25 protein-coding genes are annotated in these 24,164 nt (G+C 70.4%); 16 read left to right on the top strand and 9 right to left on the bottom strand.

The window, feature by feature from the left end; all coding sequences use genetic code 11:
• Positions 1-238: 238 nt before the first annotated feature.
• The 3 genes from ABD817_RS02810 to ABD817_RS02800 are packed head-to-tail and all read right to left on the bottom strand — an operon-like array spanning position 239 to position 1,405.
• Positions 239-727 carry a hypothetical protein gene (locus tag ABD817_RS02810; RefSeq protein ID WP_344914625.1) on the bottom strand — a complete coding sequence of 163 codons (489 nt, stop codon included), beginning with the start codon at positions 725-727 and terminating at the stop codon, positions 239-241.
• Positions 728-764: 37 nt separating this feature from the next.
• Positions 765-1,175: a PIN domain nuclease gene (locus ABD817_RS02805; protein WP_344914624.1), complete on the bottom strand. Its 411-nt coding sequence runs from the start codon at positions 1,173-1,175 to the stop codon at positions 765-767.
• The gene (locus ABD817_RS02800) at positions 1,172-1,405 is read right to left on the bottom strand and encodes a type II toxin-antitoxin system VapB family antitoxin (RefSeq protein WP_344914622.1); all 234 of its coding nucleotides are present in this window, start codon (positions 1,403-1,405) and stop codon (positions 1,172-1,174) included. The genes ABD817_RS02805 and ABD817_RS02800 overlap by 4 nt, the downstream gene beginning before the upstream one ends.
• 130 nt (positions 1,406-1,535) lie before the next feature.
• Here ABD817_RS02800 and proC point away from each other — a divergent pair, with 130 nt between their 5' ends.
• From proC to ABD817_RS02760, 8 genes are all read left to right on the top strand, one after another.
• Positions 1,536-2,330: a pyrroline-5-carboxylate reductase gene (proC, locus tag ABD817_RS02795; protein ID WP_344914620.1), complete on the top strand. Its 795-nt coding sequence runs from the start codon at positions 1,536-1,538 to the stop codon at positions 2,328-2,330.
• Positions 2,331-2,404: 74 nt separating this feature from the next.
• Positions 2,405-3,643, top strand: a complete 1,239-nt coding sequence (locus ABD817_RS02790; protein WP_344914618.1) for an MFS transporter — start codon at positions 2,405-2,407, stop codon at positions 3,641-3,643.
• 226 nt (positions 3,644-3,869) lie between these two features.
• On the top strand, positions 3,870-5,033 hold the full coding sequence (locus ABD817_RS02785; protein WP_344914616.1) for an acetoin utilization protein AcuC: 1,164 nt from the start codon (positions 3,870-3,872) through the stop codon (positions 5,031-5,033).
• A gap of 157 nt (positions 5,034-5,190) precedes the next feature.
• Positions 5,191-5,970, top strand: coding sequence for a phosphatase (locus tag ABD817_RS02780; protein WP_344914614.1), 780 nt, complete (start codon positions 5,191-5,193; stop codon positions 5,968-5,970).
• Positions 5,971-6,292: 322 nt separating this feature from the next.
• Positions 6,293-6,496, top strand: coding sequence for a helix-turn-helix domain-containing protein (locus ABD817_RS02775; protein WP_012887307.1), 204 nt, complete (start codon positions 6,293-6,295; stop codon positions 6,494-6,496).
• A gap of 307 nt (positions 6,497-6,803) precedes the next feature.
• On the top strand, positions 6,804-6,902 hold the full coding sequence (locus tag ABD817_RS02770; protein ID WP_018654693.1) for a 30S ribosomal protein bS22: 99 nt from the start codon (positions 6,804-6,806) through the stop codon (positions 6,900-6,902).
• A gap of 20 nt (positions 6,903-6,922) precedes the next feature.
• Positions 6,923-7,957 (top strand): NAD-dependent epimerase/dehydratase family protein, encoded by a 1,035-nt coding sequence (locus tag ABD817_RS02765; protein ID WP_344914612.1) that lies wholly within the window; start codon positions 6,923-6,925, stop codon positions 7,955-7,957.
• On the top strand, positions 7,954-8,823 hold the full coding sequence (locus tag ABD817_RS02760) for a lysophospholipid acyltransferase family protein (RefSeq protein WP_344914610.1): 870 nt from the start codon (positions 7,954-7,956) through the stop codon (positions 8,821-8,823). The genes ABD817_RS02765 and ABD817_RS02760 overlap by 4 nt, the downstream gene beginning before the upstream one ends.
• Before the next feature lie 50 nt (positions 8,824-8,873).
• Here the strand turns inward: ABD817_RS02760 and ABD817_RS02755 are convergent, their stop codons facing one another.
• From ABD817_RS02755 to ABD817_RS02745, 3 genes are all read right to left on the bottom strand, one after another.
• Positions 8,874-9,773: an HAD family hydrolase gene (locus tag ABD817_RS02755; RefSeq protein ID WP_344914609.1), complete on the bottom strand. Its 900-nt coding sequence runs from the start codon at positions 9,771-9,773 to the stop codon at positions 8,874-8,876.
• Positions 9,774-9,978: 205 nt separating this feature from the next.
• A complete protein-coding gene (locus tag ABD817_RS02750; protein ID WP_344914607.1) occupies positions 9,979-10,578 on the bottom strand; it encodes a DUF5667 domain-containing protein in 600 nt (199 codons plus the stop codon).
• 250 nt (positions 10,579-10,828) lie between these two features.
• Positions 10,829-11,473 carry a sigma-70 family RNA polymerase sigma factor gene (locus ABD817_RS02745; RefSeq protein ID WP_344914605.1) on the bottom strand — a complete coding sequence of 215 codons (645 nt, stop codon included), beginning with the start codon at positions 11,471-11,473 and terminating at the stop codon, positions 10,829-10,831.
• A gap of 421 nt (positions 11,474-11,894) precedes the next feature.
• Between ABD817_RS02745 and ABD817_RS02740 the strand changes: the two genes are divergently transcribed.
• A complete protein-coding gene (locus ABD817_RS02740; RefSeq protein ID WP_344914603.1) occupies positions 11,895-13,547 on the top strand; it encodes a putative quinol monooxygenase in 1,653 nt (550 codons plus the stop codon).
• 228 nt (positions 13,548-13,775) lie between these two features.
• Here the strand turns inward: ABD817_RS02740 and ABD817_RS02735 are convergent, their stop codons facing one another.
• Positions 13,776-14,024, bottom strand: a complete 249-nt coding sequence (locus tag ABD817_RS02735; RefSeq protein WP_344914601.1) for a glutaredoxin family protein — start codon at positions 14,022-14,024, stop codon at positions 13,776-13,778.
• Between the two features lie 270 nt (positions 14,025-14,294).
• Between ABD817_RS02735 and ABD817_RS02730 the strand changes: the two genes are divergently transcribed.
• From ABD817_RS02730 to hemL, 7 genes are all read left to right on the top strand, one after another.
• Positions 14,295-15,002 (top strand): redox-sensing transcriptional repressor Rex, encoded by a 708-nt coding sequence (locus tag ABD817_RS02730; RefSeq protein WP_344914599.1) that lies wholly within the window; start codon positions 14,295-14,297, stop codon positions 15,000-15,002.
• Positions 15,003-15,069: 67 nt separating this feature from the next.
• Entirely contained in the window at positions 15,070-16,410 is a 1,341-nt protein-coding gene (locus ABD817_RS02725; RefSeq protein ID WP_344914597.1) for a glutamyl-tRNA reductase, read from the top strand.
• Positions 16,407-17,327, top strand: a complete 921-nt coding sequence (hemC, locus tag ABD817_RS02720) for a hydroxymethylbilane synthase (protein WP_344914595.1) — start codon at positions 16,407-16,409, stop codon at positions 17,325-17,327. Before ABD817_RS02725 ends, hemC begins: the two co-directional genes overlap by 4 nt.
• On the top strand, positions 17,324-18,904 hold the full coding sequence (locus tag ABD817_RS02715) for a bifunctional uroporphyrinogen-III C-methyltransferase/uroporphyrinogen-III synthase (RefSeq protein ID WP_344914593.1): 1,581 nt from the start codon (positions 17,324-17,326) through the stop codon (positions 18,902-18,904). The genes hemC and ABD817_RS02715 overlap by 4 nt, the downstream gene beginning before the upstream one ends.
• A 341-nt stretch (positions 18,905-19,245) precedes the next feature.
• Entirely contained in the window at positions 19,246-20,232 is a 987-nt protein-coding gene (gene hemB, locus ABD817_RS02710) for a porphobilinogen synthase (RefSeq protein WP_344914591.1), read from the top strand.
• A gap of 192 nt (positions 20,233-20,424) precedes the next feature.
• Positions 20,425-21,066 carry a bifunctional DNA primase/polymerase gene (locus ABD817_RS02705; protein WP_344914590.1) on the top strand — a complete coding sequence of 214 codons (642 nt, stop codon included), beginning with the start codon at positions 20,425-20,427 and terminating at the stop codon, positions 21,064-21,066.
• Between the two features lie 109 nt (positions 21,067-21,175).
• Positions 21,176-22,474: a glutamate-1-semialdehyde 2,1-aminomutase gene (hemL, locus tag ABD817_RS02700; RefSeq protein WP_344914588.1), complete on the top strand. Its 1,299-nt coding sequence runs from the start codon at positions 21,176-21,178 to the stop codon at positions 22,472-22,474.
• Positions 22,475-22,534: 60 nt separating this feature from the next.
• On the opposite strand, the gene ABD817_RS02695 is transcribed toward hemL, so the two are convergent.
• Both ABD817_RS02695 and ABD817_RS02690 read right to left on the bottom strand, forming a co-directional pair.
• Positions 22,535-23,131, bottom strand: coding sequence for a Uma2 family endonuclease (locus ABD817_RS02695; protein ID WP_344914586.1), 597 nt, complete (start codon positions 23,129-23,131; stop codon positions 22,535-22,537).
• Positions 23,132-23,173: 42 nt separating this feature from the next.
• Entirely contained in the window at positions 23,174-24,091 is a 918-nt protein-coding gene (locus ABD817_RS02690) for an EamA family transporter (protein WP_344914584.1), read from the bottom strand.
• Positions 24,092-24,164 lie beyond the last annotated feature (73 nt).

Below are 24,164 nucleotides of genomic sequence, written 5' to 3'. Positions count from 1 at the left end.
GCGGAGTCATTCCCGGTTTCGGAGGGAGACGAAGTGATGCCCGCCACCCCCTCTGACGAGGGAACGAGCGCGAATGTTCCCGGGCGGTGACCGGAGCCGTCAGGTCACCGCCCACAGGACTCGTACGACGCCCACCGGTCCTTTTCGGGTCGAGGTTCGCTTCGAGGAAGGACGGCCCGGCCACCGCCCGCGATGGGCGTACTCCGGTGTCTTTGGTGTCTTTGTGTGAGGGGCCGTGTCAGCGGGCGCCGTCGACGACCTTGCGGGAGCCGAGGGGCTTCTTGAGCTTGACGGTCGTCACCTTCTGGATGGCGATCTCGATGCAGGCGACGTTCTGGGCCTTGCTGCTCGGGCCCTCCCAGAGGGTGACGGTCACCCGCTTGGAGGTCTCGCGCACGGTGACCCGGTCGAGCACGTTGCACGGCTCCACTCCGGACCACCAGGTGACCCGCAGGCTCCGGCCGTCCTTGGACGGCTTGGCCGTCAGCCACCTGACCTTGCGGGGGTTGTCGGTGTGGCCCTCGGGTTTCGTCGGTTTGGGGGCACCGCTCGTGGGCTCCTCCCGGGGAGCCACGCTGTGGCTCGCCGGTTCGGAGGGGCCGCCGGGGATGGAGGTGGCCTGACTCACCGGTCGTGAGGGGGAGGCGGCGGTGACCGTGGCGCTGGGTTCGGTGCCGCAGCCCGGCACCAGCAGGAGGCTTCCGGCCAGGATAGAGGTCGCGATCATACGCATACCCCTAAGACGGATCGGGGCCGGGAGAGGTTCAGGACACCCTGATGTCGCGCTGCCGGACCTCGGTCATGACCGCCGAGACGGTGACGAAGTCCTGGTCGACGTGTAACACGGTCAGTCCATGGTGTACGGCGGTCGCGCACAGCAGCAGGTCGATCGGTCCGGCGGAACGGTGTCGGCCCTTCTGGGTGAGCTTGTACTGCGCGTTCTCCACCCAGCGCCACGCGGACTTGGGGACGGCCGCCAGGCGGCAGAGGTCACCGAGCTCCGCTTCCAGCTCGTCGCGGTGAGCCGGGCCGGTCGCGGAGTACAGGAACTCGGTTCTCGTGGGCTCGCAGACGCTCAGCGCCCCGGAGGCGATCCGGTCGGCCCACGCCTCCTGCGTCTCCGGGGTGCGGAAGAGGTGCCACAGGGCGGATGTGTCCGCCAGGTAGGAGATCACGAGAAGGCGTCGTCCCGGGCCTGCTTCGCCGTCCGGCGCGCCTTCGCCGCGTCGTCGAACTCTCCCCGGGCCGCTCGGGCGGAGAGGGCCTCCAGCGCCTCGATGCGCCTGACGCGCGCCACGTACTCCCGCAGGGCGGCGTTCACCGTGTCCTTCTTCGTGGTGGTGCCCAACATCCGCATCGCCTCGGCGAGGGCCTCGTCGTCGAGGTCGATCTGGGTGACACTCATTCACCCCTCCTATGTTGGTAATGTATATACATAGCATACATCGCCACCGATCGTTGCGCGGGATGATTTCCGCCGGGGGCGGGACCGATAGGCTGCGGGGAGTCCTGATCCACGATTTCGAGGTGCTCACATGATCGCGATTCTTGGAACCGGCAAGATGGGGGAGGCCCTGTTGTCCGGGCTGCTCAGGGCCGGGTTCAAGCCGGGCGACGTGATCGCGACGGCGCGGCGCGCCGAGCGGGGTCAGGCCCTCGCGGAGCGGTACGGCGTGCGGGTGGCCTCCAACGCCGAGGCGGCCAAGGACGCCGACACGATCATCCTCGCGGTCAAGCCGCAGGACATGGGGTCCCTGCTCGCCGAGATCGCGGGCCACATCCCGGCCGACCGCCTGGTGATCTCGGCGGCGGCGGGGATCACGACCTCGTTCGTCGAGTCGCGGCTCGGTGCCGAGATCCCGGTGGTCCGGGTCATGTCCAACACGCCGGTGCTGGTCGACGAGGCGATGAGCGTGATCTCGGCGGGCGCGCACGCCTCCGAGGAGCACCTCAGGCACGCCGAGGACCTGTTCAGCCCGGTCGGCAAGGTGCTGCGCATCCCCGAGTCGCAGCAGGACGCGGCCACGGCCCTGTCGGGCAGCGGTCCCGCCTACTTCTTCTACCTGGTCGAGGCCATGGTCGACGCCGGCATCCTGCTCGGCATGCCCCGCGCCGCCGCCCTCGACATGGTCACCCAGTCGATCGTCGGAGCGGCGATCATGCTCCGTGACTCGGGGGAGCACCCGGTGATCCTCCGCGAGGCGGTCACCTCGCCGGGCGGCACCACCATCTCGGCCATCGCCGAGCTGGAGCGACACAGCGTCCGTGCCGCCTTCCTGGCCGCCATCGAGGCCGCCCGGGACCGGGGACGCCAGCTCGCCGAGGGCTGAGCCCACCCCTCTATTAGGAAACTTTCCTACGTACGGCATCATCTTCCCCGGGACTCCGGGGGAACGAGGCGATCGTGGGGCAGGCCGTATCGGCTGATGAGCGGCGGGAACAGGCCGGACCCGCCGTATGGACGCGGAGCTTCCTGCTCTTCTTCACCGCCAGGTCCGTCTCCATGCTCGGGGCCGCGATGGTCCCGTTCGCGACGGCGGTGGGCGTGGGCGGGCTCGGCTACGGCCCCACCGGGGTGGGGCTGGCGCTGGCCGCGTGGATGGCGCCCTTCGCGGTGCTCATCCTGTTCGGCGGGGTCTTCGCCGACCGGTTCACACCGCGCCGCATGATGATCGGCGCCGACACGGTCCGGGTGGTGAGCCAGGGGACCAGCGCGGCGCTGTTCGTCTTCGGCAGGCCGGACCTCTGGCAGATCCTCGTCATCTCCGCGATCAACGGCGTCGCCGCCGCGATGTACCAGCCCGGCGTCTCCAGCACGGTCCCGCGCGTGGCGCGGGACGTGCAGAAGGCCAACGCCACCCTGCGCGTCTCCGAGTCGATCATGCTGCTGGCCGGTCCCGGCGTCGCCGGTGCCATCGTCGGCTTCTCCGGGGTCGGCGTCGTCTTCGCGATCGACGCGGTGGGATTCGCCATCAGCGCGGTGTGCCTGCTCCTCCTGCGCCTGCCCGTGGTCGCCGGTCCGGTCGCCGAGCAGTCGATGTGGCGTAACCTGCGCGGGGGCTGGCAGGAGTTCCGGTCCAGGACCTGGATGTGGTCGGTGATCCTGGTCTGGGCGGTCTTCGGCGTCACCCTGTTCGGCCCGATGATCCCGCTGGGCTCGGTGCTGATCAGCGAACGGCTCGGCGAGACCGCCTACGGCCTGGTCATGTCCGCCTCCGGCGCGGGCACCATCGTCGGCGGCCTGGTCGCCATGCGGGTCCGCCCGGGACGGCCGCTGATGGCCGGTGCGATCGGCCTGTTCGGCTTCGCCCTGGAGCCGCTCTCCATCGCCGTGGCGTCGCCGCCCGCCGTCCTCATGGCCGCGCACGTGATCGGCGGCGCGGGATGGGCGTTCTGGTCGGTCATGTGGGCCACGAGCATCCAGACCCAGGTGCCGCCGGAGGCGCTCAACCGGGTCACCGCGTACGAGGTCGCCGGATCGACCCTGTTCGTCCCGGTTGGCCAGGTGCTCGCCGGTCCGGTGGCCGGGCTGGTGGGCGCGCCGCAGCTGCTGGCCGTGTCTTCGGTCGTGGCGGTCGCCGGGTGCGCCTCACTCCTGCTGGTCCCCGCCGTCAGGGGACTGCGCCGGGTCTCCGCCACCTGAGGTCCGCGCCGGAGGACACGGTGATCCCGGAGTGTCCGGATGTCCGGCGTGGCGTGTCGAACCCGCCCGTTAAAAGCGATGAACCACAGTATTTCGCTCAGACAAAACGGGTCCGTCCTCCGAGGCGGCTGCGTAAACGCCATTCCGTATACGTGCGGTAACGTCGAGCCGGGAGCAGGAAGATCGAGCCGTGACGCGCGGCGTCGCGACCAGACAGGGAGTGCGCATGAGCCGGTCCGTGCGGGTTGTCTGGGACGATGCGCTCACCTCGTACGACTTCGGCCCGGGGCACCCGCTCGCGCCCGTGCGGGTCGAGCTGACCATGGCGCTGGCCCGGGAGCTCGGCGTGCTGGATCGGGTGGAGATGGGCGGCTGCGTGCCCGCCACCGATGACGAGCTGGCGCTCGTCCACGAGCGCGACTACATCGAGGCCGTGAAGCGGGTCTCCGCCACCGGGCGGCCCGACGTGGCCTACGGGCTCGGCACCACGGACAATCCCGCCTTCGCCGGGGTCCACGAGGCGTCCGCCCTGATCACCGGTGCGAGCCTGGCCGCGGCCCGCGCGGTGTGGAGCGGCGAGGCCGAGCACGCGGTCAACATCGCGGGCGGCCTGCACCACGCGATGGCCGCCGCGGCGAGCGGGTTCTGCGTCTACAACGACCCGGCCGCGGCGATCGCGTGGCTGCTGGCCCAGGGCGCGTCCAGGGTCGCCTACGTGGATGTGGACGTGCACCACGGCGACGGCGTGCAGGCGCTGTTCTACGACGACCCCAGGGTCCTCACCGTCAGCCTGCACGAGAGTCCCCGCACCCTCTTTCCCGGCACGGGGTTCCCCGAGGAGCGTGGCGCGGAGGGCACCGCGGTCAATGTGGCCCTGCCCGCCGGATGCGGCGACAGTGGCTGGCTCAGGGCCTTCCACGCGGTGGTCCCGCCGCTGCTGCGGGAGTTCGCCCCCGACGTCCTGGTCACCCAGCACGGTTGCGACAGCCACGCCCTCGACCCGCTGGCCAACCTGATGCTCAGCGTGGACGGCCAGCGGGCCGCGTACGCGGCGCTGCACGAGCTGGCCCACGAGACCGCGGGCGGGCGGTGGATCGTGACCGGCGGCGGAGGGTACGAGCTGGTGCAGGTCGTGCCCCGGGCGTGGACCCACCTGATCGCGGAGGTGGCGGGCCACCCCCTCGATCCCCGGACCGCCACTCCCGAAGCGTGGCGCACGTTCGTCAAGGAACGGACCAACCAGACGGCGCCGTTGACGCTGACTGATGGCCGAAATCCGGAATTTCGCGATTTCTCCGCTGGTTATGATCCAGCAGATCCGATCGATCGGGCCATCATGGCGACAAGGAACGCCGTCTTCCCCTCCCACGGGCTTGATCCCCTCCCGTGACCCATGGCCCGCCGGTGAACCGGACTGAGGAACGAAGTGGCCCGCGAGGGTGCGCCGGTGAACTGGACCGAGGAACGAAGTAGCGAGGAACGAGCGGATGAGTGACGAGGGAAGTCACCGGGTCCCAGCGCCCGAGCCGCGACGCGAAGCGTCGCCGATGACTCGCGCCGAGCTTCGTGAGCATCTGATCCGTACCCGGATCGCCGGTGACGTGGCGACCAGCCGGGAGAACAACCTGGACCACTACCGGTCGCTGTCCAACCGTGATCCGCACTACATGTTCGGGCTGACGATGGACGGCGCCTGGTCCTACCGGGACGTGCTGGAGCTGATGGCCAAGTCCGCCGGGGTCGTGGCGGATCCCGGGCACCGGGAGGGGCAGGACACCATCGACCCCGACCGTACGATCGAGGCGGTCGAGAAGATGGGCGACACGATCGCCGGTGTGCTCCGGGGGGAGAGTCCCAGGATCCTGATCGCCACCGGGCACCCCACCGGCCTGCTCACCATCCACATGGCCCTGGGCCGGATGCTCAGGGAGCGTGGCGTGACCCTGATGTCACCGGCCGAGGGCTGGTCGTACTGGGGCAGCGGGTTCGGTCGCAGGCGCAAGATCCGCTACATGGACGACGTCGCGATGCTCGACGACAAGGGCGCCTTCGTGCACACCCACGATCCCGCCCCGATGCGCGCCATGATCGCCGAACTGGACGCCGACCGTCCCGATCTGGTGATCGCCGACCACGGCTGGGCCGGGGCGGCGGGGGAGGCGGGCATCCTCACGGTCGGGTTCGCCGACAGCAACGACCCGGCCCTCTTCGTCGGGGAGGCGGAGGGCAAGATCGCGGTCACCGTCCCTCTTGATGACAACGTGCTACCCAGGTATTACGCACCGCTGACGCATCACCTGGTCGAGAGGGTCGTGCGAGCTCTCTGAGGCGAGGGATGCGCAAATTAGGTCATCCCTATACGGGCATTTCGCGCCTGCATTCCACCTACCTCGCCGACCGTTTGCCAACTTTTTGGCGATTGTGGGCGACTCTAATGGGAGACAGTTGGTCCGTTCCAAGATCAATGCGAGGGGCACGGTCCACCTGCTGGCCAGCGATTTCATGCGTTTCGCTGACGTGGGACTCCGAAGGCTGAGAAAATAGGGGGTTTGCGTGACAGGGGTCCCGACTTACGCTGACGGCAGTACACGTGCGTGAGCAATGGCACCAGTGGGGATAACCCGGATACACGTGCGGAAGAGGCGTCCGATGGGTGCAGGCGAAAGACCTCTCAGCGAGGTGAAGTTCCTGACGGTGGCAGAAGTGGCCACTGTCATGAGGGTGTCCAAGATGACTGTGTACCGACTCGTGCATTCGGGCGAGCTGCCGGCCATCCGGGTCGGTCGATCCTTCCGGGTGCCGGAGCAGGCGGTGCACGATTATCTCAGGGATGCCTACATCGAGGCAGGTTGAGACAGGGTGAGCTCGACGCGTCGAGCCGAGCGGCCGGGAGGGACGATCCGGTCGTGAGGTGAGCCAGGCGTGCCGGGCCGCTCACGGTCCTGCTTCTTCCGGTCTGACCGGGGCATGATTTCCGGTTATGACCGTTGGAGAGCCGGTCCGTGTCTCATCGGGGTAGCGACGTGGTCGCCACGTCGTGAGTTCATGCGCCCGGGGTCCCCCCAGGGGCGATCTACCGTGGATCGCCGGTAGTCTGTTGTGCCGGTGTGCTCTCGCGCACCGGTTCGACAATCTCGGCTACCAGCTACCTGGGGGTCCCGTGGGCTCTGTGATCAAGAAGCGCCGTAAGCGCATGGCGAAGAAGAAGCACCGCAAGCTTCTGAAGAAGACCCGCATCCAGCGGCGTAACAAGAAGTAGCGCGGACCTGCGAGGCGCCGATGACCCACACCGTGCTTGTCACCGGGGTCTCGCGCCACATCGGCGCCCGAGTGGCGAGCGTTCTCGCGGATGACCCGGACATCGACCGGGTCATCGGAGTGGATACGGTGCCGCCGGTGCCGCCGCCCTCACTCCCACGTGATGGCGGCGTACCTCTCGGCCGGACGGAGTTCGTCCGCGTCGACCTGCGCAGCCCCGACATCGCCCAGGTGATCGCGGCCGCCGACATCGACACCGTCGTTCACATGAGTCTGGTGAGCGCTCCTCCCAGGAGCGGCGGCCGGGCGCTCATGAAGGAGCACAACGTCATCGGCACCATGCAGTTGCTCGGTGCCTGTCAGCGGTCCGCGACGGTTCGCCGTGTCGTCGTACGCTCGACCACCGCCGTCTACGGTTCCTCCCCGCACGATCCCGCGGTCTTCACCGAGGACGCCGAGCCGGGAGAGCCTCCGAGCCGTGGCTACGCCAAGGACGCCTCCGAGGTGGAGGGCTATGTCCGGGGCTTCGCCAGGCGGCGGCGCGATGTCGCGGTGTCGACGCTCAGGTTCGCCAACTTCATGGGACCCGGCGTCGACTCACCGCTGACGCGCTACTTCGCCCAGCCCGTCCTGCCGACCGTGTTCGGGTTCGACCCGCGGCTGCAGTTCGTCCACGAGGACGACGCGGTCGAGGTGTTGCGGCGGATGGCGATGGAAGACCACCCGGGGACGTTCAACGTGGCCGGGGACGGCGTGCTGCTGCTGTCGCAGTGCGCGCGCAGGGCGGGCCTGCTCCCGATGCCCGTCCCCTCCCCCGTCTTCCGCTTCGTGGGCGAGCTCGCCCGGAGCGCGGGACTGGTCGGTTTCTCCCCCGAGCAGCTCCGCCTGATGTGCCACGGACGCGTGGTCGACACCACCGCGCTGTCCACGGCTCTCGGCTGGAGGCCGAAGGTCTCCACCGCGGCGGCCTTCGAGGATTTCATCCGCGCGCGTGACCTGGCCGGTGGCCTCCCCGCCGCCCTGGTGGACATGGTGTCCCGGCGGGTGACGGGGTGAGCGGCGGAGACGCCGGAGAAGACGACGATCACCGGCTGGCCGAGGCGCTCGCCTTCCTGCGCCGCCGGGTGACCGGGGAGTACGAGGTCGACGAGTTCGGGTTCGACGCGGAGCTCACCGACAGGGTGCTGCTGGAGCTGATCCGCCCGCTGTACCGCCACTGGTTCCGCACCGAGACCGTCGGCATGCGCAACGTGCCCGGTGACTCGGGAGCCCTGATCGTGGCCAACCACTCGGGCACCCTCCCGCTCGACGGGCTCATGCTCCAGGTGGCCCTGTACGACGACCACCCCGAGCGTCGCGCGCTCCGCCTCCTGGGGGCCGACCTGGTCTACCGGCTCCCGGTGCTCGGCCACCTGTCCCGCAAGACCGGCCACACCCTCGCCTGCCGCGAGGACGCCGACCGGCTGCTCCGCAAGGGCGAGATCGTCGGTGTCTTCCCCGAGGGTTTCAAGGGGGTCGGCAAGCCGTTCTCCGACCGCTACCGGCTGCGGCGCTTCGGCCGGGGCGGCTTCGTCGCCTCCGCCATCCGCGCGGGCGTGCCGATCGTGCCCTGCGCCATCGTGGGCGCGGAGGAGATCTACCCCAAGATCGGTGATCTGCGCTTCCTGGCCAGGGCGCTCGGTCTTCCCTACCTGCCGGTCACGCCGCTGTTCCCCTGGTTCGGGCTCCTCGGGCTGGTCCCGCTCCCGTCCAAGTGGATGATCGGCTTCGGTGAGCCGATCCGCACCGACGAGCTCGACCCCGCCGACGCCGACGACCCCATGCTGGTCTTCAACCTCACCGACCAAGTGAGGGAGGCCGTCCAGCAGCGGCTCGACGAGCTCAGGCTCAGGCGCGGCCCCGCCTTCCCGCCCTTCTTCTGAGGGTTCTGGGGCTTCTGGGGTTTCTGAGGCTCTCCCGGGCTCCGGGAGGCTCAGCGGCCGGAGCGGTAGTGGCGGCGCAGGGCGACGGCGGCGGCGATGCCGCCCGCGATGGCCCCCGCGCCCGCCGCGATGGGCAGGCCGATCATGGTCGCCTTGCGTCCCGTACGGAAGTCCTTGATGTCCCAGTTGTTCTGCCGGGCGAAGTCGCGCAGCTCGGCGTCGGGGTTGATCGCGGTGGCGCGGCCGACGAGGGAGAGCAGGGGCAGGTCGTTGGCGGAGTCGCTGTAGGCGGAACAGCGGGACAGGTCGAGGCCCTCCCTGCGGGCCAGTGCCCTGACGGCCTCCGCCTTGGCGGGGCCGTGGAGCAGGTCGCCGACCAGGCGGCCGGTGTAGACGCCGCTCTCGGTCTCCGCGACGGTGCCGAGCGCGCCGGTCAGGCCGAGGCGCTGGGCGATCACGCGGGCCAGCTCCACCGGGGTCGCGGTGACCAGCCAGACCCGCTGGCCCGCGTCGAGGTGTGCCTGCGCGATGGCGCGGGTGCCCGCCCAGATGCGGTCAGCCATCACCTCGTCGTAGATCTCCTCACCGAGCCGGACGATATCCTCGACCTTGCTGCCCGCCACGAACGCCAGCGCGGTCTCCCTCGCCTCCTCGATGTGAGCGGGGTTCTCGTCGCCGCGGATCCGGAAGATCATCTGGCCGAGCGCGAACCTGAACAGATCCCTGCTGGTGAACAGGCCCCGGGAGGCGAGGCCGCGGGCGAAGTGGTAGATGGAGGCGCCGCGCATCATGGTGTTGTCGACGTCGAAGAAGGCGGCGGACACCGGGTCGGGCTCGGCCATCGGCATCGCGACGGCGGCCGCGGCCGCGACCTCCCCGGCCGCGATCTCCCCGACCGTCGCCCGCCCGTCCGGCCCCGCTTCGTCCCGCCGTCGTAGTAGCCGCCTCATAGCACCTCAGCTTAACCGTGACAGGGGGGTGAGATCGGTAGCGTCCGTGTTAGCCCGATGTGACGTCTTGGCGTCGTACGACGGTCGTACGGCGTCGCGCGAGCCCGGCAGGGCCGGGGCTCCGGGGTTCGGTGTCGCGGTGAGGGGCGCCGGGTTCCCGCCCGCGGTGGTCCGGGAGGGCGGGGCCGGTCCCGTCCGGGAGCGGCTATTCGGGTGAGGCGAGGCCCTCGATGTAGTTGAGGTAGACGTGGGCCTTGCGCTGGTTCTCGGCGCCCATCTTGGGGATCATCCCGGCGATCTGGGTGCGCTGTTTCTGGACGAAGCGCTTGAGCTCCTTGGCGCGGGCGGAGTCACGGCGCCGTATCTGCCTGAGGGAGGTCACCGCGGAGCGCGTGGTGTCCTCCATGGCCTGGAGGGTCTCCCCGATCACCTCCTCGCGCTCGTCCTCGCGCTCGCCGGAGCCCAGGAGCTCCTTCACCTCCAGGGCGCGGGTCTCGGCGTAGCCGAAGGAGCGGTCGGCCCGCTCGGCGGCGTCGCTGCTCAGGTGGAACAACGTTCTCTCGGCGGCGCGCTTGAGCGGGTAGAAGGTGTCCCCGGGCATGGAACGGTAGGTCCACATCCCGGATACCACCATCGCGGTCACCAGGGCGACGCTGAGCACCTGCGGGAACAGCCCCACACGGGACCGTCGCCGGGAGTGGCGGGGTCCCGCCGGGGGGCGCTCGGGGACGTCCTCTCCGGGAGGGGACTGGGTGAGCCGCTCACGGAGCCTGGCGTTGAACTCGGGCCGGGGGCCGGCCGTCATGCGGGCTCCCAGCCGTGACACCCGCTTTTGGATGCGCGCCTGCGACCTCCGTGAGAGTCCGGGCAGCCACTTCCCCATGAACGCTCCCTGCCGCCCCCAGCTCATGATCCATCGGTGTCACTTGCCTAACGACGACTCGGCACGGCAGGTTACGCGCTGCGCCACATCGGCATGGGGAACATCGTCCCGGGCGTGGCGGCCAGGGCCGGGATGTGCGGGGCGGCGCCGACCGGGCCGGTGTCAGCCGGTGTCAGCTGAGGTCCGAGGGCAGCGCGCGGGCCAGGGCGCGGATCGCGCGGAACTGGAGCGCCTTGATGGCGCCGCTCTTCTTGCCCATGATGAGCGCGGTCTCGGCCAGTGACATGCCGTGCAGGAAGCGCAGCACCACGCATTCCTGCTGCTCGGGGCCGAGGTCGCGGACGGCGGTGAGCACCCGGTCGCTGATCATCGCGGTGACGACGGCGTTCTCCGGGATGTGCGGGCCGTCGAGCGGTGTGTCGATCACCTCGGCCGTCGTGACCTCAAGGCGGTACCTGCCGGACTTGAAGTGATCGGTGATCAGGTTCCTCGCGATGGTCACGAGCCAGGCCCCGAAATCACGCCCTTGCCACGTGAAGTCCGTGATCCGGCGGAGCGCGCGGAGAAAGGTCTCGCTCGTGAGATCCTCGGCCAGCGGGTGTGAGCCGACCCGGAAGTAGATGTAGCGGTACACCAGGGTGAGGTAACGATCATAGAGCGTGCCAAAAGCATCCGAGTCTCCGGTTTTGGCACGCAAAACGAGCCTCCGGAGTTCTTCGGAGGCATCCTCACGCACGGTGAGGTCACTACTGCGGACGGGCTGGGCTACCCCGGCTTTCGTGGGGAGGTGCCCGGCGAGCGGCCACGTTTCAGGCATCCGGTATCCCTGAGGGGAGGGGGTACGGCGTGCTCGATCACTCTAGAAATGAAGCGGAAATTCCACAATCCACTTTGAAGCGTCGTGACTGGGGGTAATCGCCGGATACGGTGTGGGGTCGGTCGTCTCAGACCGGCTCCGGGAGCCAACCTAGGGTTCGGCTACCGGTTAGGGGGTAATGTCCGGCAGCATTGGAGACACCATGGAAGTCCTCGTCGCTGTCATCGCCTTCGCCGGTGCGTTGCTCGCAGCCATCGCCACCGTTGCTCTCGTCAGTCGCCTCCGCGGTGAGCCCAAGGGTTGGCTGATCGCCTGGAGCATCACGACGGCGTCTCTCTCCGTCTCACTCGGAGTAATCGCCACCGGGTACTTGATCGGGTTTGGGGCGGGCACATTCCGTATTTACCAACTGACCGGATCCATGCTGGCGCCCCTGTGGCTCGCCGTCGGGGTCATTCAGTTGCTGGCTCGCAAGGGCACGGCCAGGTTCTCCTCCTGGCTTCTGGGGATCGCCCTCACCGTCATCTCCACGGTGATCCTGGCGGTCGACCCGGTTCTGCTGGAGAAGGACTTCGCCAAGGTCCTCCCGCTGGGCAGCCGGCACTGGGGCCTGCCCCCGAGCTACCTGCTCCTGGCCGTCCACGTGATCGTCGCGCTCGTGCTGCTGGGCGGGCTGCTGCTCGCGGTCGCCCGCTGGCGCGGCGGTGACGACTACGACGCCGACAACATGCACGCGCTCCTGGTGCTCGGCCCCACCGGGCTCGCCCTCGTCGGAGCCGTCAGCTTCGCGGTGCCCGGGATGTTCACCGCGCTCCTGCTCTTCGTCACCGCCGCCGCGGTCTGGTACGCCATGCTCCGCCCGCTCGCGCCCTACGAGGACGACGAGGACGCGGACGACGCGGACGACGACTGGGAGAACAACCCCCCGAGGCTCCGCCGCCCCGAGTACCAGCCCCGCGACGTGCAGGTCGCCGGCCGCCGCGTGACCCCGGAGAATCCCCCCGCCCGCGCCCTGGCCGAGGAGGCACCCCGCCGCTCCGGCCTCGGTGATCTCGTGGCCGAGTACCGGGCGGGCGAGCAGGACGTCGACTACGCTGCGCGCATGCGGCAGCAACCCTCCCCGGGCGACGACAGGTTCGGCGGCCCCGCCACGGGGATGTTCATGGCGGGTGAGTACGGAATGCCGTCCGCCGACCAGCCGTCCGGCGGTGACCCCGGCAGGCGCGGCGGTGATCCCGGCAGGCAGCCGCCACCACCGGTCACCGGCCAGTTCGGCATGCCGACCGCGGGCCCCGCGACCGGCGAGTACAACATCCCGGCTCACGAGTTCGGCAGGCACGGCGCCCCGGGGCCCGGCAGGCAGCCGGGGCCGGGCACCGGCGAGTTCGGCCGGCCGGGAGGCGCGGGAGAGTTCGGCAGGCCGGGAGGCGCCGGGGAGTTCGGCGGGCCAGGTGGGGTCGGCAGGCCCGTGGGGCCCGGCACCGGTGAGTTCGGCATGCCGGGCGTGCCCGGCCACGGCAGGCCGGGCAGTCTCCAGCCCATGCCCGCGGACCAGGCCTTCGGCGGTGCGCCCTCCCCGGGCTCCGGGCAGGGGCGCGGAGGCTCCCGGGGCTATGACCGGGGGGGCTCCCCGGGCTACGACCAGGCGTTCGGCGCCGCCCCCTCGGCCGGTGGCCGGTATCCGGGCGGGCCGGGAATGCCGGGCGGTGCCGGTGACCTGCCGGGCGGCTCGAACCGTCCCTCACCGAGCATCTTCGGCCTGCTCACCGTCTTCACCCTGATCGACGGCACCGGCGAGAGGTTCGACCGGCTCGCCGAGGAGACCGTCGAGGCGGTGCGCCGCTCCGAGCCGGACACGCTCGTCTACACCTGCCACTCGGTGAAGTCGGCGCCTCTCCAGCGCATCGTCTACGAGCTCTACCGTGACGAGGTCGCCTACACCGACCATCAGCGCCAGCCCCACACGCAGCGTTTCGTCACCGAGCGCCAGGTGATGGTGCTCGCCACCAACGTGATCGAGCTCACCGTGAACGCCGCGAAGGTGATGCCGCTCCCGACGGCCTTCAGGTCGTGAGCGCGGCGCGGGCGGCCCGGCGGGTGGCCGTCCGCGCGCCGGAGACGATCACGTCCCCGTGGTGACGGCCGACCGGCTACCCGCCATGGTCCGCGAGCGTCGCCGGAAGTCTCCGGGAACACCGTGGAGGACGCGCGGGGAACGCGCGGGAACGGCCTAGGGTGCGCGCTCCTCGCCCTCAGACGTTCGAGACCCTCAGGCGTTCGAGACCCTTGGACGTCGAGACCCTCAGGCGTCGAGGGCGGCGCGGAGGCGGCTCTCGTCGACGCGCCAGAAGTCGTGCTGCACCCCGTCGACGAGGGTGACCGGGATCATCTCCCAGTAGCGGGCCTGGTCCTCCTCGGAGGCCGTGATGTCGCGTTCCTCCCACGGGACGCCGAGTTCCGTGGCGACCCGCTCGATCACCGCCCGCGCGTCGTCGCACAGGTGGCAACCGGGTTTGCCGAGCAGGGTGATGCGATGGTCTCGCGGTGACATGACCGCCACGGTAGCCGAATCACGACGCCGCGCCGGTCCTCGCCGACGGGGCGAAGATCCGTTCCGGCGGCCGGAAAAGCCCGGCGGAGGCGCAGGTCCAGGGCCTGGTGAGGGGGCGGACGGCGGACCGGAGGGGGACGCGACCAAGATTGTGAACACTCACTTTGTGCATCGGTTCACAAAAGGACTAACCTGAATGACAGTGGTTTCACCTCGTCATCCGTCGCGTCCGGGCCGCGCCGGTCGCCTGTCCCCCTGGAGTTCCGGCACGTGATCCGCCGTCTGTCCCAAGCCCGCGAACGCGGCATCCCCGAGGCGACCGTCGCCCGGCTGCCGCTCTATCTGCGAGCGCTGAACGGCATGGCCGAGCGTGGCCTGGCGACCGTGAGCTCGGAGGACCTCGCCGTCGCGGCGGGCGTCAACTCGGCCAAGCTTCGCAAGGATCTCTCCCACCTGGGGTCGTACGGGACCCGCGGGGTCGGTTACGACGTCGAATATCTCATCTACCAGATCTCCCGTGAGCTGGGCCTCACCCAGGACTGGGCCGTCGCCATCGTCGGAGTGGGTAACCTCGGGCGTGCGCTCGCCAACTACGGCGGGTTCGTCTCCCGAGGGTTCAGGGTCGCGGCGCTGCTCGACGCGGACCCCGAAGTGGTGGGCGACCACATCGCGGGATTGAATGTGGAGCACATCGACGAGCTGGAAGCCGTGATACGACGGCGGGGAGTGTCGATCGTGGTGCTCGCGACACCGGCCGTGGCGGCCCAGCAGGTGGCCGACCGGGTCGTCGCCGCAGGGGTCACCAGCATTCTGAACTTCGCTCCCGTCGTCCTTTCTGTGCCAGAAGGCGTGGATATCCGTAAAGTCGACCTATCGATTGAACTCCAGATTTTGGCGTTCCACGAGCAACGCAAGGCGGATCGGATGACTGGGGGGCCCGCGATGGCCGAGGAGTGGCCCGAGGCGGTGGACCTGTGAAGAGGAACGGCGCACGAGCCGACGGACACGGTGTCTCCCGGAGCGACCGGAAGGCGGGGGAGGGCCGATGAGCGTTCTCGTCGTCGGCCTGAGCCACCGGACGGCACCGGTGGCCCTGCTGGAACGGGTCTCCGTCTCCGGGGAGTCGCTGGTGAAGCTGCTCCAGGACGTCCAGCAGGACGTCCACGTCGCCGAGACCATGATCGTCTCAACGTGCAACAGGGTCGAGGTCTACGCCGAGGTCGACCGGTTCCACGCCGCGGTGACCTCGCTCTCCCGGCTGCTCAGCACCCACTCCGGCGTTCCCATGGAGCAGCTGGCCTCCCACCTCTACGTGCACTACGAGGACCGCGCCGTCGAGCACCTGTTCTCGGTCGGCTCCGGCCTCGACTCGATGGTCGTGGGAGAGGGACAGATCCTCGGCCAGGTGCGGGCGGCGCTCAGGCTCGCCCAGAAGGAGGGCACACTCGGCCCGACGCTCAACGAGCTCGTCCAGCAGTCACTGCGGGTGGGCAAGCGCTCCCACACCGAGACCGGCATCGACCGGGCGGGCGCCTCCCTCGTCGGCGTGGGGCTCACCCTCGCCGAGCGCGTCCTCGGCCCCCTCCAGGGGAAGCGGGCCCTGGTGGTCGGCGCGGGCTCGATGAGCGCCCTGTCGGCCGCGACGCTGCAGCGGGCGGGCGTCACCGACATCGTGGTGGTCAACCGGACCCACGACCGCGCGGTGCGGCTGGCGCAGACGGTCGGCGGCAGGGCCGCCGGATTCGGCGACCTGGCGGCCGAGCTGGCGGGGGCCGACCTGGTCATCTCCTGCACCGGCGCCACCGACGTGGTCATCACGGCCGACATGGTGACCCCCCGCGAGACGTTCCTGCTGGACCTGGCCCTGCCGCACGACATCGACCCCGCCGTACGGCGGCTGCCCGGGGTGACGCTGGTCGACCTGGAGTCCATGCAGCAGAGCGAGGCCGACGCCGGCACCGACGACGGCGGTCGCGCGGAGGCGGTCATCGCCGTGCGCGACATCGTCGCCGAGGAGGTCACCGCCTACCTGTCGGCCGAGCGCGCCGCGCGCGTCACGCCGACCGTGGTGGCGCTGCGGAGCAAGGCGGCCCAGGTGGTCGAGGCGGAGCTCGGACGGCTCGTCGCACGGGTCCCCGACCTTGAGGGACGCGTCAGGGACGAGGTCACCCAGACCGTCAGGCGCGTGGTCGACAAACTGCTCCACGAGCCCACCGTGCGTGTCAAGCGGCTGGCGGAGTCCCCGGCGGGCGATCATTACGCGGAAGCGCTGCGCGAGCTGTTCAATCTTGACCCGAAGGTGCCCGAAGCGGTGAGGCGCATCGAGACGATCGACGCGGAGCCGGGTAAGAACACCGAGCCGAGCAAGAAGGAGGCAGGCCTGTGAGCAGCGTTTCCCCTCCGCTCCGGCTGGGGACGAGGCGGAGCGTCATGGCGACGACACAGTCGGGTCTGGTCGCCGCTCGCCTCACCGAGCTCACCGGCACGCCCGTCGAGCTGGTCGGTGTCACCACCTTCGGCGACGTGACCAAGGCCGACCTCACGCAGCTCGGCGGCACCGGGGTCTTCGTCAGCGCGCTGCGCGACAAGCTGATCGAGGGCGCGATCGACTTCGCGGTGCACTCGCTGAAGGACCTGCCCACCACGCCCGACCCGCGCGTGGTCATCGCGGCGATCCCGCCGCGCGACGACCCCAGGGACGCCCTGGTGAGCGTCGCCAAGCTGGCCGACCTGCCGCCCGGCGCGACGATCGGCACGGGCTCCCCGCGCCGGATCGCCCAGCTCCGGATGATTCGTCCTGATCTTGAATACGTGCCCATCCGCGGCAACGCCGACACCCGCATCGGCAAGGTGACCTCCGGCGAGCTGCAGGGCGTCGTGCTCGCCGCCGCCGGACTCGGCCGGCTGGGCCGAGGTGCCGAGATCTCCGAGATCTTCGAGGTCGAGGAGATGCTGCCCGCCCCCGGGCAGGGCGCGCTGGCCGTGGAGTGCCGCTCCGACCGGGCCGACCTGGTCGAGCTGCTGAGCGTGCTCGACGACGCGCGCACCCGCGCCGCGGTCACCGCCGAGCGCGCGGTGCTCAACGCCCTGGAGGCGGGGTGCGCCGCCCCGGTGGGCGCGTACTCGGTCGAGAGCGGGCACGACCTGATCCTTACCGCCGCCGTCGTCGCCGTCGACGGCGGGCGCGCGGTGCGCAAGTCCACCGCCGGAAGCTCTTCCGCGCCCATGGATCTCGGTCGCGACCTCGCGGCCGAGATGATCGCGGAAGGGGCCGGCACGTTGATAGGGGAGCGAGCACATTGAGCTCCGGAAGTACCACCTTCGAGCGCCCGTCCGGGTTCGTCGCCTTCGTCGGCGCCGGTCCCGGTGACGAGGGTCTGCTCACGCTGCGCGGCGCCGACCTGCTCTCCAGGGCGGACGTCGTCATTCTCGACCGGGAGGCGTACGGCCCGCTGTTGCGCCACTGCCGCGAGGACGTCGAGATCGTCGAGGCGGCCGAGGACGGCGCCGTCTCGCTGAAGGTCGTCAAGGCCGCCAAGGGCGGCAGCGGCGTCGTACGGCTGTGCGCGGGCGACCCGATGTTCTTCTCCTCGATCACCGAGGAGGTCGCGGTCTGCGCCAAGGCGGAGGTGGACTTCGAGATCGTGCCCGGCGTGCCGCCTGCGACGGCGGTGCTCACCTACGCGGGGATCCCCGCCGCGGTCTCGGTGCCCGAGTTCCGGGTGGTGGACGCGACCCAGATCGACGACTGGTCGGCGTACGCCACCGGGGCGGGCACCCTGGTGATCTACAACGGCGTCGCCGAGGCCGTCCCGATCGGCAAGGCGCTGGTCGCGGCGGGCCGCCCCGACTCGACGCCCGTGGCGGTCAGCGGCGCGGGCACCACGACCGAGCAGCACACCGTGGTGACCACGCTGGGCCGGCTCGCGCCCGACCTCAAGCACGCGGGGATGGCCGAGCCCGCGCTGATCGTTGTCGGCGAGGCCGTCGGCATGCGCGACCGGCTGTCGTGGTTCGAGACCAAGCCGCTGTTCGGCTGGCGGGTGCTCGTGCCCAGGACCAAGGAGCAGTCGGCCAGCCTGGTCGAGCAGCTGCGCTCCTACGGCGCGGTGCCCGAGGAGGTCCCCACGATCTCCGTCGAGCCGCCGCGCACCCCGCAGCAGATGGACCGCGCGATCAAGGGCCTGGTCACCGGACGCTACGAGTGGGTGGCCTTCACCAGCGCGAACGCGGTCAAGGCCGTGCGTGAGAAGTTCGAGGAGTACGGCCTGGACGCCCGTGCGTTCGCCGGGCTCAAGGTCGCGGCCGTGGGCGACAGCACCGCGCGGGCGCTGGTGAGTTTCGGCGTCAAGCCCGACCTGACGCCGTCCGGCGAGCAGTCGTCGGAGGGCCTGCTGGCCGAGTGGCCCCCGTACGACTCGATGCTCGACCCGATCAACCGGGTGCTGCTGCCGCGCGCCGACATCGCGACCGAGACGCTCGTGGCCGGGCTGACCGAGCTCGGCTGGGAGTGCGACGACGTGACCGCCTACCGGACCGTCCGCGCCGCGCCGCCGCCCGCCCCGACCCGCGAGGCCATCAAGGGCGGCGGGTTCGACGCGGTGCTGTTCACCTCGTCGAGCACCGTCCGCAACCTCGTGGGCATCGCGGGCAAGCCGCACAACGTCACGGTCATCGCCGTGATCGGCCCGCAGACCGCCAAGACCGCCGAGGAGTTCGGGCTCCGCGTCGACGTCATGGCCGACAAGCCCTCGGCTTCCGCCCTCGCGGCGGCGCTGGCGGAGTATGGTGCCAGGCAGCGGCAGGCCGCGGTCGTGGCGGGGGACACCCCCCGCAGGCCCTCGCAGACCCGGCGGGGAGCGCGGCGCCGCGCGAAGTAAGCCGCGCGAAGTAACCTTGGAAGTGGCCGCCGCCCGCGCACGACGGGCGGGCGGGCCGCGTTCGACGGCCCCGGACGAGCGCCGCGGGCCGTGACCGGCGTCGCGGCCGGTATCCCGGTACCGATGTCGGTATCCCGGTACCGGTGTCGCGGTCGGCACCACGATCGGGCGTCGCGTCGCGCCGGTTGGGCACCACGGTCGGCGTCGCGTCGATCGGCACCACGGTCGGCGCCGTGCGCGCCGGTCGGGCACCACGTCGCGCCGAGCGGCGAGCCAGGAACACACAACCGAGCTCCTCCGGCCCGCAGTCCCCTACCGGCCGGGGAGAGGGGGAGACACCAATGACGGCCCAATTCCCTGTCGCCCGCCCGCGCAGGCTCCGCCGTACGGCACCGACGCGCCGGATGGTGGCCGGGACCCGGCTGCACCCGGCGGAGCTCGTGCTGCCGATGTTCGTGAAGGAGGGCATCACCGAGCCGAATCCGATCGGCTCGATGCCCGGGGTGTTCCAGCACACCCGCGACTCGCTGCGCAAGGCCGCCCACGAGGCCGCCGAGGCGGGGATCGGCGGGCTGATCCTGTTCGGCATCCCCGAGGTGAAGGACGGCCGAGGGTCGGCGGCCGACGACCCGGAGGGGATCGTCCAGCGCGCCGTCGCCGACCTGGTCGCCGACGTGGGCGACGCGCTGGTCGTGATGACCGACACCTGTCTGGACGAGTTCACCGACCACGGGCACTGCGGCATCCTCACCCCGGACGGGGAGGTCGACAACGACGCCACCCTGGAGCGCTACGCGGCCTCGGCGGTGGCCCAGGCGCGGGCCGGTTCCCAGGTCATCGCGCCGAGCGGCATGATGGACGGCCAGGTCGCGGCGATCAGGGCGGCCCTGGACGGCGACGGCTTCGAGCAGATTCCGATCATGGCGTACTCGGTCAAGTACGCCTCGGCGTTCTACGGCCCGTTCCGCGAGGCGGCCGAGTGCGCTCCGCGGTTCGGCGACCGCAGCGCCTACCAGCAGGACGCGGCGGGGCAGGTCGGCGAGGCGCTGCGCGAGGTGCGGCTGGACCTCGACGAGGGCGCCGACATCGTGATGGTCAAGCCCGCGCTGGCCTACCTCGACATCCTGCGCCAGGTGCGCGACACCGTGGACGTGCCGGTGGCGGCGTACCAGGTCAGCGGTGAGTACGCCATGGTCGAGGCCGCGGCGGCGAACGGCTGGGTCGACAGGGACCGGGTGATCATGGAGTCGCTGGTCGCGATCCGCAGGGCCGGGGCCGACATGATCCTCACCTACTGGGCCACCGAGGTGGCCGCGAAGCTGAGATGAGACCGGCGGCACGTGCCGAGAACTGGAGGTTCGTCGCTTGATGGAGAAGCGTGTGCGTTAGAGTGCGATAACCGGTGCGGATGTGTCCCAGGTGGCGTAAACCCTGGGTATTTGGCGTTCCCACTGACCAGAGTGTGGACAGGTCGATCGCATCCGGGTGGCACGCGGGGTGCGCGGACGACGGAGGACACGATGGTCGGGGTACCGATGGTTCGTCGAAGTAGACGGCATGGCCATCCGAAGCAGATGATCAACTCTGTGCTGGAGTACGCCGCCCTGGGCTGGGCGAGCTGTCCCGGCGCGAGGCCGCTGAAAGGCGGTTCGCGCTCCTGCTCCTGCGACCGCGTCGGCTGTCCCGACCCGGGGGCCCACCCGCTCTCGCGGGCCTGGCAGATGCAGGCCACCACCGACCCGGCCCTGCTCACCACCTGGTGGCGGTACGAGCCGGAGGCGAACGTGATCCTCCCCACGGGGCGGGTGTTCGACGTCTTCGACGTACCGCTCGCCGCGGGGCGCACCACCCTCGCGAACATGGACTCCGCCGGAGCAACCTCGGGCCCGGTCGCCGTCAACGGTGACCGGGCCCTGTTCTATGTGGCCACCAGGAACGCCTCCGACGACGAGGACGAGTGGTGGACCTGCGCCCTCGACTTCGGCCCGTCCACCATCGAGGAGATGCCCGGCCTGCGCTGGCACTGCCGCGACAGCTACGTCCTCGCCCCGCCCTCGCTCCTGCCGACCGGCGGGTCCGGCTCGTGGCTGCGCCCGCCCGACGGACGCCCGCTGCCCGACCCGCTCCGCGTCCTCGACTGGCTCGCCGACACGTGCGAGTAGCCGCCGTCGTCCCCGTCGTCGTCCCCGAGCCGTTCTGAGGCTCTCCGGGCCGTACGACGGGAATGCCTGCGGCGGCGGAGGTCCGCCCTCCGGTGGCTACGCTGGGGGCGTGAGCCGTACTGAGAACTCCGAGGCCCTGTTCGCCCGCGCACGCGAGATCGTCCCGGGGGGCGTCAACTCCCCGGTCCGAGCCTTCGGCGCCGTCGGCGGGACGCCGCGCTTCATGACCTCGGGGCAGGGCCCCTACATCACCGACGTCGACGGCAACCGTTACGTCGACCTGGTCTGCTCGTGGGGGCCGATGATCCTCGGCCACCGGCACCCCGCCGTGATCGAGGCCTTGCGGGAGGCGCTGCGCGACGGCACCTCGTTCGGTACGGCGACACCCGGCGAGGTCGAGCTCGCCGAGGAGATCGTCGCCCGGGTCGGGCCGGTGGAGAAGGTTCGCCTGGTCAGCTCCGGTACCGAGGCCACCATGTCCGCCGTGCGGCTGGCCCGGGGCTTCACCGGCCGGTCCAAGATCGTGAAGTTCGCGGGCTGCTACCACGGCCACGTCGACGCCCTCCTCGCCTCGGCCGGTTCCGGCGTGGTGACCTTCGGCCTGCCCGACACCCCCGGGGTGACCGGCGCCTCCGCCGCCGACACCGTGGTGCTGCCGTACAACTCGGTCGAGGCGGTCACGGAGGCTTTCCGGACGTTCGGCTCCGACATCGCGTGTGTGATCACCGAGGCGTGCCCGGCCAACATGGGTGTCGTCCCGCCGCTCGAGGGGTTCAACGCCACGCTGCGCGAGCTGTGCACCGCGCACGGCGCGCTGCTCGTCGTCGACGAGGTGCTCACCGGTTTCCGGGTGTCGGAGTCCGGCTGGTACGGGCTCGACCCGGTCGACGCCGACCTCATGACCTTCGGCAAGGTCATGGGCGGCGGCCTGCCCGCCGCCGCGTTCGGCGGGCGCGCGGACGTGATGGCCCACCTCGCGCCGGAGGGGCCGGTCTACCAGGCGGGCACCCTGTCGGGAAACCCGCTGGCCTGCGCGGCCGGTCTGGCCACCCTGCGCGCCTGCGACGAGGGGGTCTACGACCGGGTCGACGCCGCGGCGCTGGTCATCGGCCGCGCCGCCGCCGACGCCCTGGCCGCGGCCGGGGTGCCGCACCGCCTGCAGCGCGCCGGGAGCCTGTTCTCCATCTTCTTCACCGACGAGCGGGTCACCGACTTCGCCACCGCCCAGAAGCAGGACACCGCCGCCTACCGGGCGTTCTTCCACGCGATGCTCGACCAGGGGATCTACCTGCCGCCGTCGGCGTACGAGGCGTGGTTCCTGTCCTCCGCCCACGACGACGAGGCCCTCTTCCGCATCGCCGAGGCCCTTCCCGCCGCCGCCAAGGCCGCCGCTCAGGCTTCCGTGTAGCGGGGGCCTGTTCGGGGGGAACCGGGCGGCGGGTTCGACGGCCGGGACTGATCCGGGCACCTATCTGGGGAGGTCGCCGAGATCGACGGTGATCGGGAAGGGCACCGGGACGGTCAATCGGTCGTGGTGGATGCCGGTGAGAGCGTACGCGTGGGTGGCGGGGTCGAGTTCGTAGACATAGACCACGGGGGAGCCGCCGTTGTTCTCCACCCGCCAGAAGTGCGTGATGCCCGCCTCGGCGTAGCGGGACGGCTTGGTCTTGCGGTCGCGATCCTCGGACTCGGGAGAGACCACCTCGACGGCGAGGTGCACCTCGTTCGGGGTGTAGAACGTCCGCTCGTCGTCGTCGGCGGCCTTCGCGTCGACGACCACGACGTCGGGGCAGGGACGCATCCGGTGGCCGAGCTTGACGTCCATCTGGTCAACCGCTGACAGATGTTCCGGGGCCTGACTGTCCAGCGCCTCGGTGAGACGACGGATCATGCGCTGGTGGAAGCGTTTCTGGGGGGACATGAAGACGAGAGCTCCATCGATGAGTTCGACGTGCTTGAAGAAGTCGGGCTCGCCGTTCGGTCCCTCCGCCGGGAGATTGTCGAGGTCGTCGGCGGTCCATCCCCATGGGGGTGGGGAGGGCCAGTAGTCGAGTGCGGCGCTCACGTCGGTCACCGTAACATCGTCTCCGTCACTCGGTGTGTTCATTCACATCATCTCCGTCGCCTTCCTTTCATTCTCTCCCGTTTCGGAGAGGACCGAAGGAGTAGACGCCGAAGAAGAAAAAGGACGGGCGCGGGTGCCGGCGTAGAGGACGCCGGAGATGATCAGGGCGGCGGCGGTGAGTTTGACGGGGGAGAGCGACTCGCCGGTGAACAGGGCGGCCGAGGTCATGCCGAAGACCGGGACGAGCAGGGCCGACGGGGCGACCACCGAGGCGTCGTAGCGCTTGAGCAGGAAGCCCCAGACGCCGAAGCCGCCGAGGGTGGCGATCATCGACACGTAGAGCACGGAAAGGCCGCCCTCCACCGAGAACTCCAGGTGGGGAACCCCCTCGACCAGCAGGGCCAGGGCCGTCATGGGGATGGCCGCGACCCCGCAGATCCAGACCATGAAGCGGAACGAGTCGGGTGGCGCGGCGTTCCTGACCGCGATGTTGCCCGCGCTCCAGAAGAACGCCGCGCCGACGACGAGCAGGAACGCGCCGATGGGGCCGCCGGTGCCGAGGTCGGCGGCGATCAGTGCCAGACCGGCGAACGCGACCGCCATGCCGGTGATCCGCCGCCGGGTGAGCCGCTCCCCCAGCAGGACGACCGCCAGGACGGCGGTGAAGATCGCCTGGACCTGGACGACGAGCGAGGTCAGGCCCGCGGGCATGCCCGCCCGCATGCCCGTCAGCAGCAGGGCGTACTGGCCGATGCCGAGCGTGGCCCCGGCCACGAGCACCTTCCGCCAGGGCACCCCGGGGCCGCCGACGAGCAGTACGGCGGGGAAGGCGGCCAGCAGGAAGCGCAGCGCCACGTAGAACAGGGGCGGAAAGGACCGGAGCCCCACTTCCATGACCACGAAGTTGAAGCCCCAGAGGGCGGTGAGGCCGATGGCGAGGAGGAGGTGCCGGGTCCGCATTCTGCAATCGTCGTTTTAGGCGATATTTCAGCACAAGTGAGACTTTCTTGCCGGTCGCGTTTAGGATTGCTTA

The sequence above is a fragment of the Streptosporangium oxazolinicum genome (assembly GCF_039537505.1).
Classification (GTDB): Bacteria; Actinomycetota; Actinomycetes; order Streptosporangiales; family Streptosporangiaceae; genus Streptosporangium; species Streptosporangium oxazolinicum.
The sequence above is the reverse complement of the archived record's forward strand: the minus strand, read 5'-3'. Positions and strand labels throughout refer to the sequence as shown.

What these genes read in the sequence shown, in the direction of transcription:
- ABD817_RS02810 (WP_344914625.1), bottom strand. Translation starts at nt 727, where the DNA reads ATGATCGCGACCTCTATCCTGGCCGGAAGCCTCCTGCTGGTGCCGGGC.
- ABD817_RS02765 (WP_344914612.1), top strand. Translation starts at nt 6,923, where the DNA reads ATGACCCACACCGTGCTTGTCACCGGGGTCTCGCGCCACATCGGCGCC.
- ABD817_RS02785 (WP_344914616.1), top strand. Translation starts at nt 3,870, where the DNA reads ATGAGCCGGTCCGTGCGGGTTGTCTGGGACGATGCGCTCACCTCGTAC.
- ABD817_RS02775 (WP_012887307.1), top strand. Translation starts at nt 6,293, where the DNA reads ATGGGTGCAGGCGAAAGACCTCTCAGCGAGGTGAAGTTCCTGACGGTG.
- ABD817_RS02745 (WP_344914605.1), bottom strand. Translation starts at nt 11,473, where the DNA reads ATGCCTGAAACGTGGCCGCTCGCCGGGCACCTCCCCACGAAAGCCGGG.
- ABD817_RS02705 (WP_344914590.1), top strand. Translation starts at nt 20,425, where the DNA reads ATGGTCGGGGTACCGATGGTTCGTCGAAGTAGACGGCATGGCCATCCG.
- ABD817_RS02725 (WP_344914597.1), top strand. Translation starts at nt 15,070, where the DNA reads ATGAGCGTTCTCGTCGTCGGCCTGAGCCACCGGACGGCACCGGTGGCC.
- ABD817_RS02740 (WP_344914603.1), top strand. Translation starts at nt 11,895, where the DNA reads ATGCTGGCGCCCCTGTGGCTCGCCGTCGGGGTCATTCAGTTGCTGGCT.
- ABD817_RS02750 (WP_344914607.1), bottom strand. Translation starts at nt 10,578, where the DNA reads ATGACGGCCGGCCCCCGGCCCGAGTTCAACGCCAGGCTCCGTGAGCGG.
- ABD817_RS02735 (WP_344914601.1), bottom strand. Translation starts at nt 14,024, where the DNA reads ATGTCACCGCGAGACCATCGCATCACCCTGCTCGGCAAACCCGGTTGC.
- proC (WP_344914620.1), top strand. Translation starts at nt 1,536, where the DNA reads ATGATCGCGATTCTTGGAACCGGCAAGATGGGGGAGGCCCTGTTGTCC.
- ABD817_RS02690 (WP_344914584.1), bottom strand. Translation starts at nt 24,091, where the DNA reads ATGCGGACCCGGCACCTCCTCCTCGCCATCGGCCTCACCGCCCTCTGG.
- ABD817_RS02800 (WP_344914622.1), bottom strand. Translation starts at nt 1,405, where the DNA reads ATGAGTGTCACCCAGATCGACCTCGACGACGAGGCCCTCGCCGAGGCG.
- hemB (WP_344914591.1), top strand. Translation starts at nt 19,246, where the DNA reads ATGACGGCCCAATTCCCTGTCGCCCGCCCGCGCAGGCTCCGCCGTACG.
- ABD817_RS02780 (WP_344914614.1), top strand. Translation starts at nt 5,191, where the DNA reads ATGACTCGCGCCGAGCTTCGTGAGCATCTGATCCGTACCCGGATCGCC.
- ABD817_RS02755 (WP_344914609.1), bottom strand. Translation starts at nt 9,773, where the DNA reads ATGAGGCGGCTACTACGACGGCGGGACGAAGCGGGGCCGGACGGGCGG.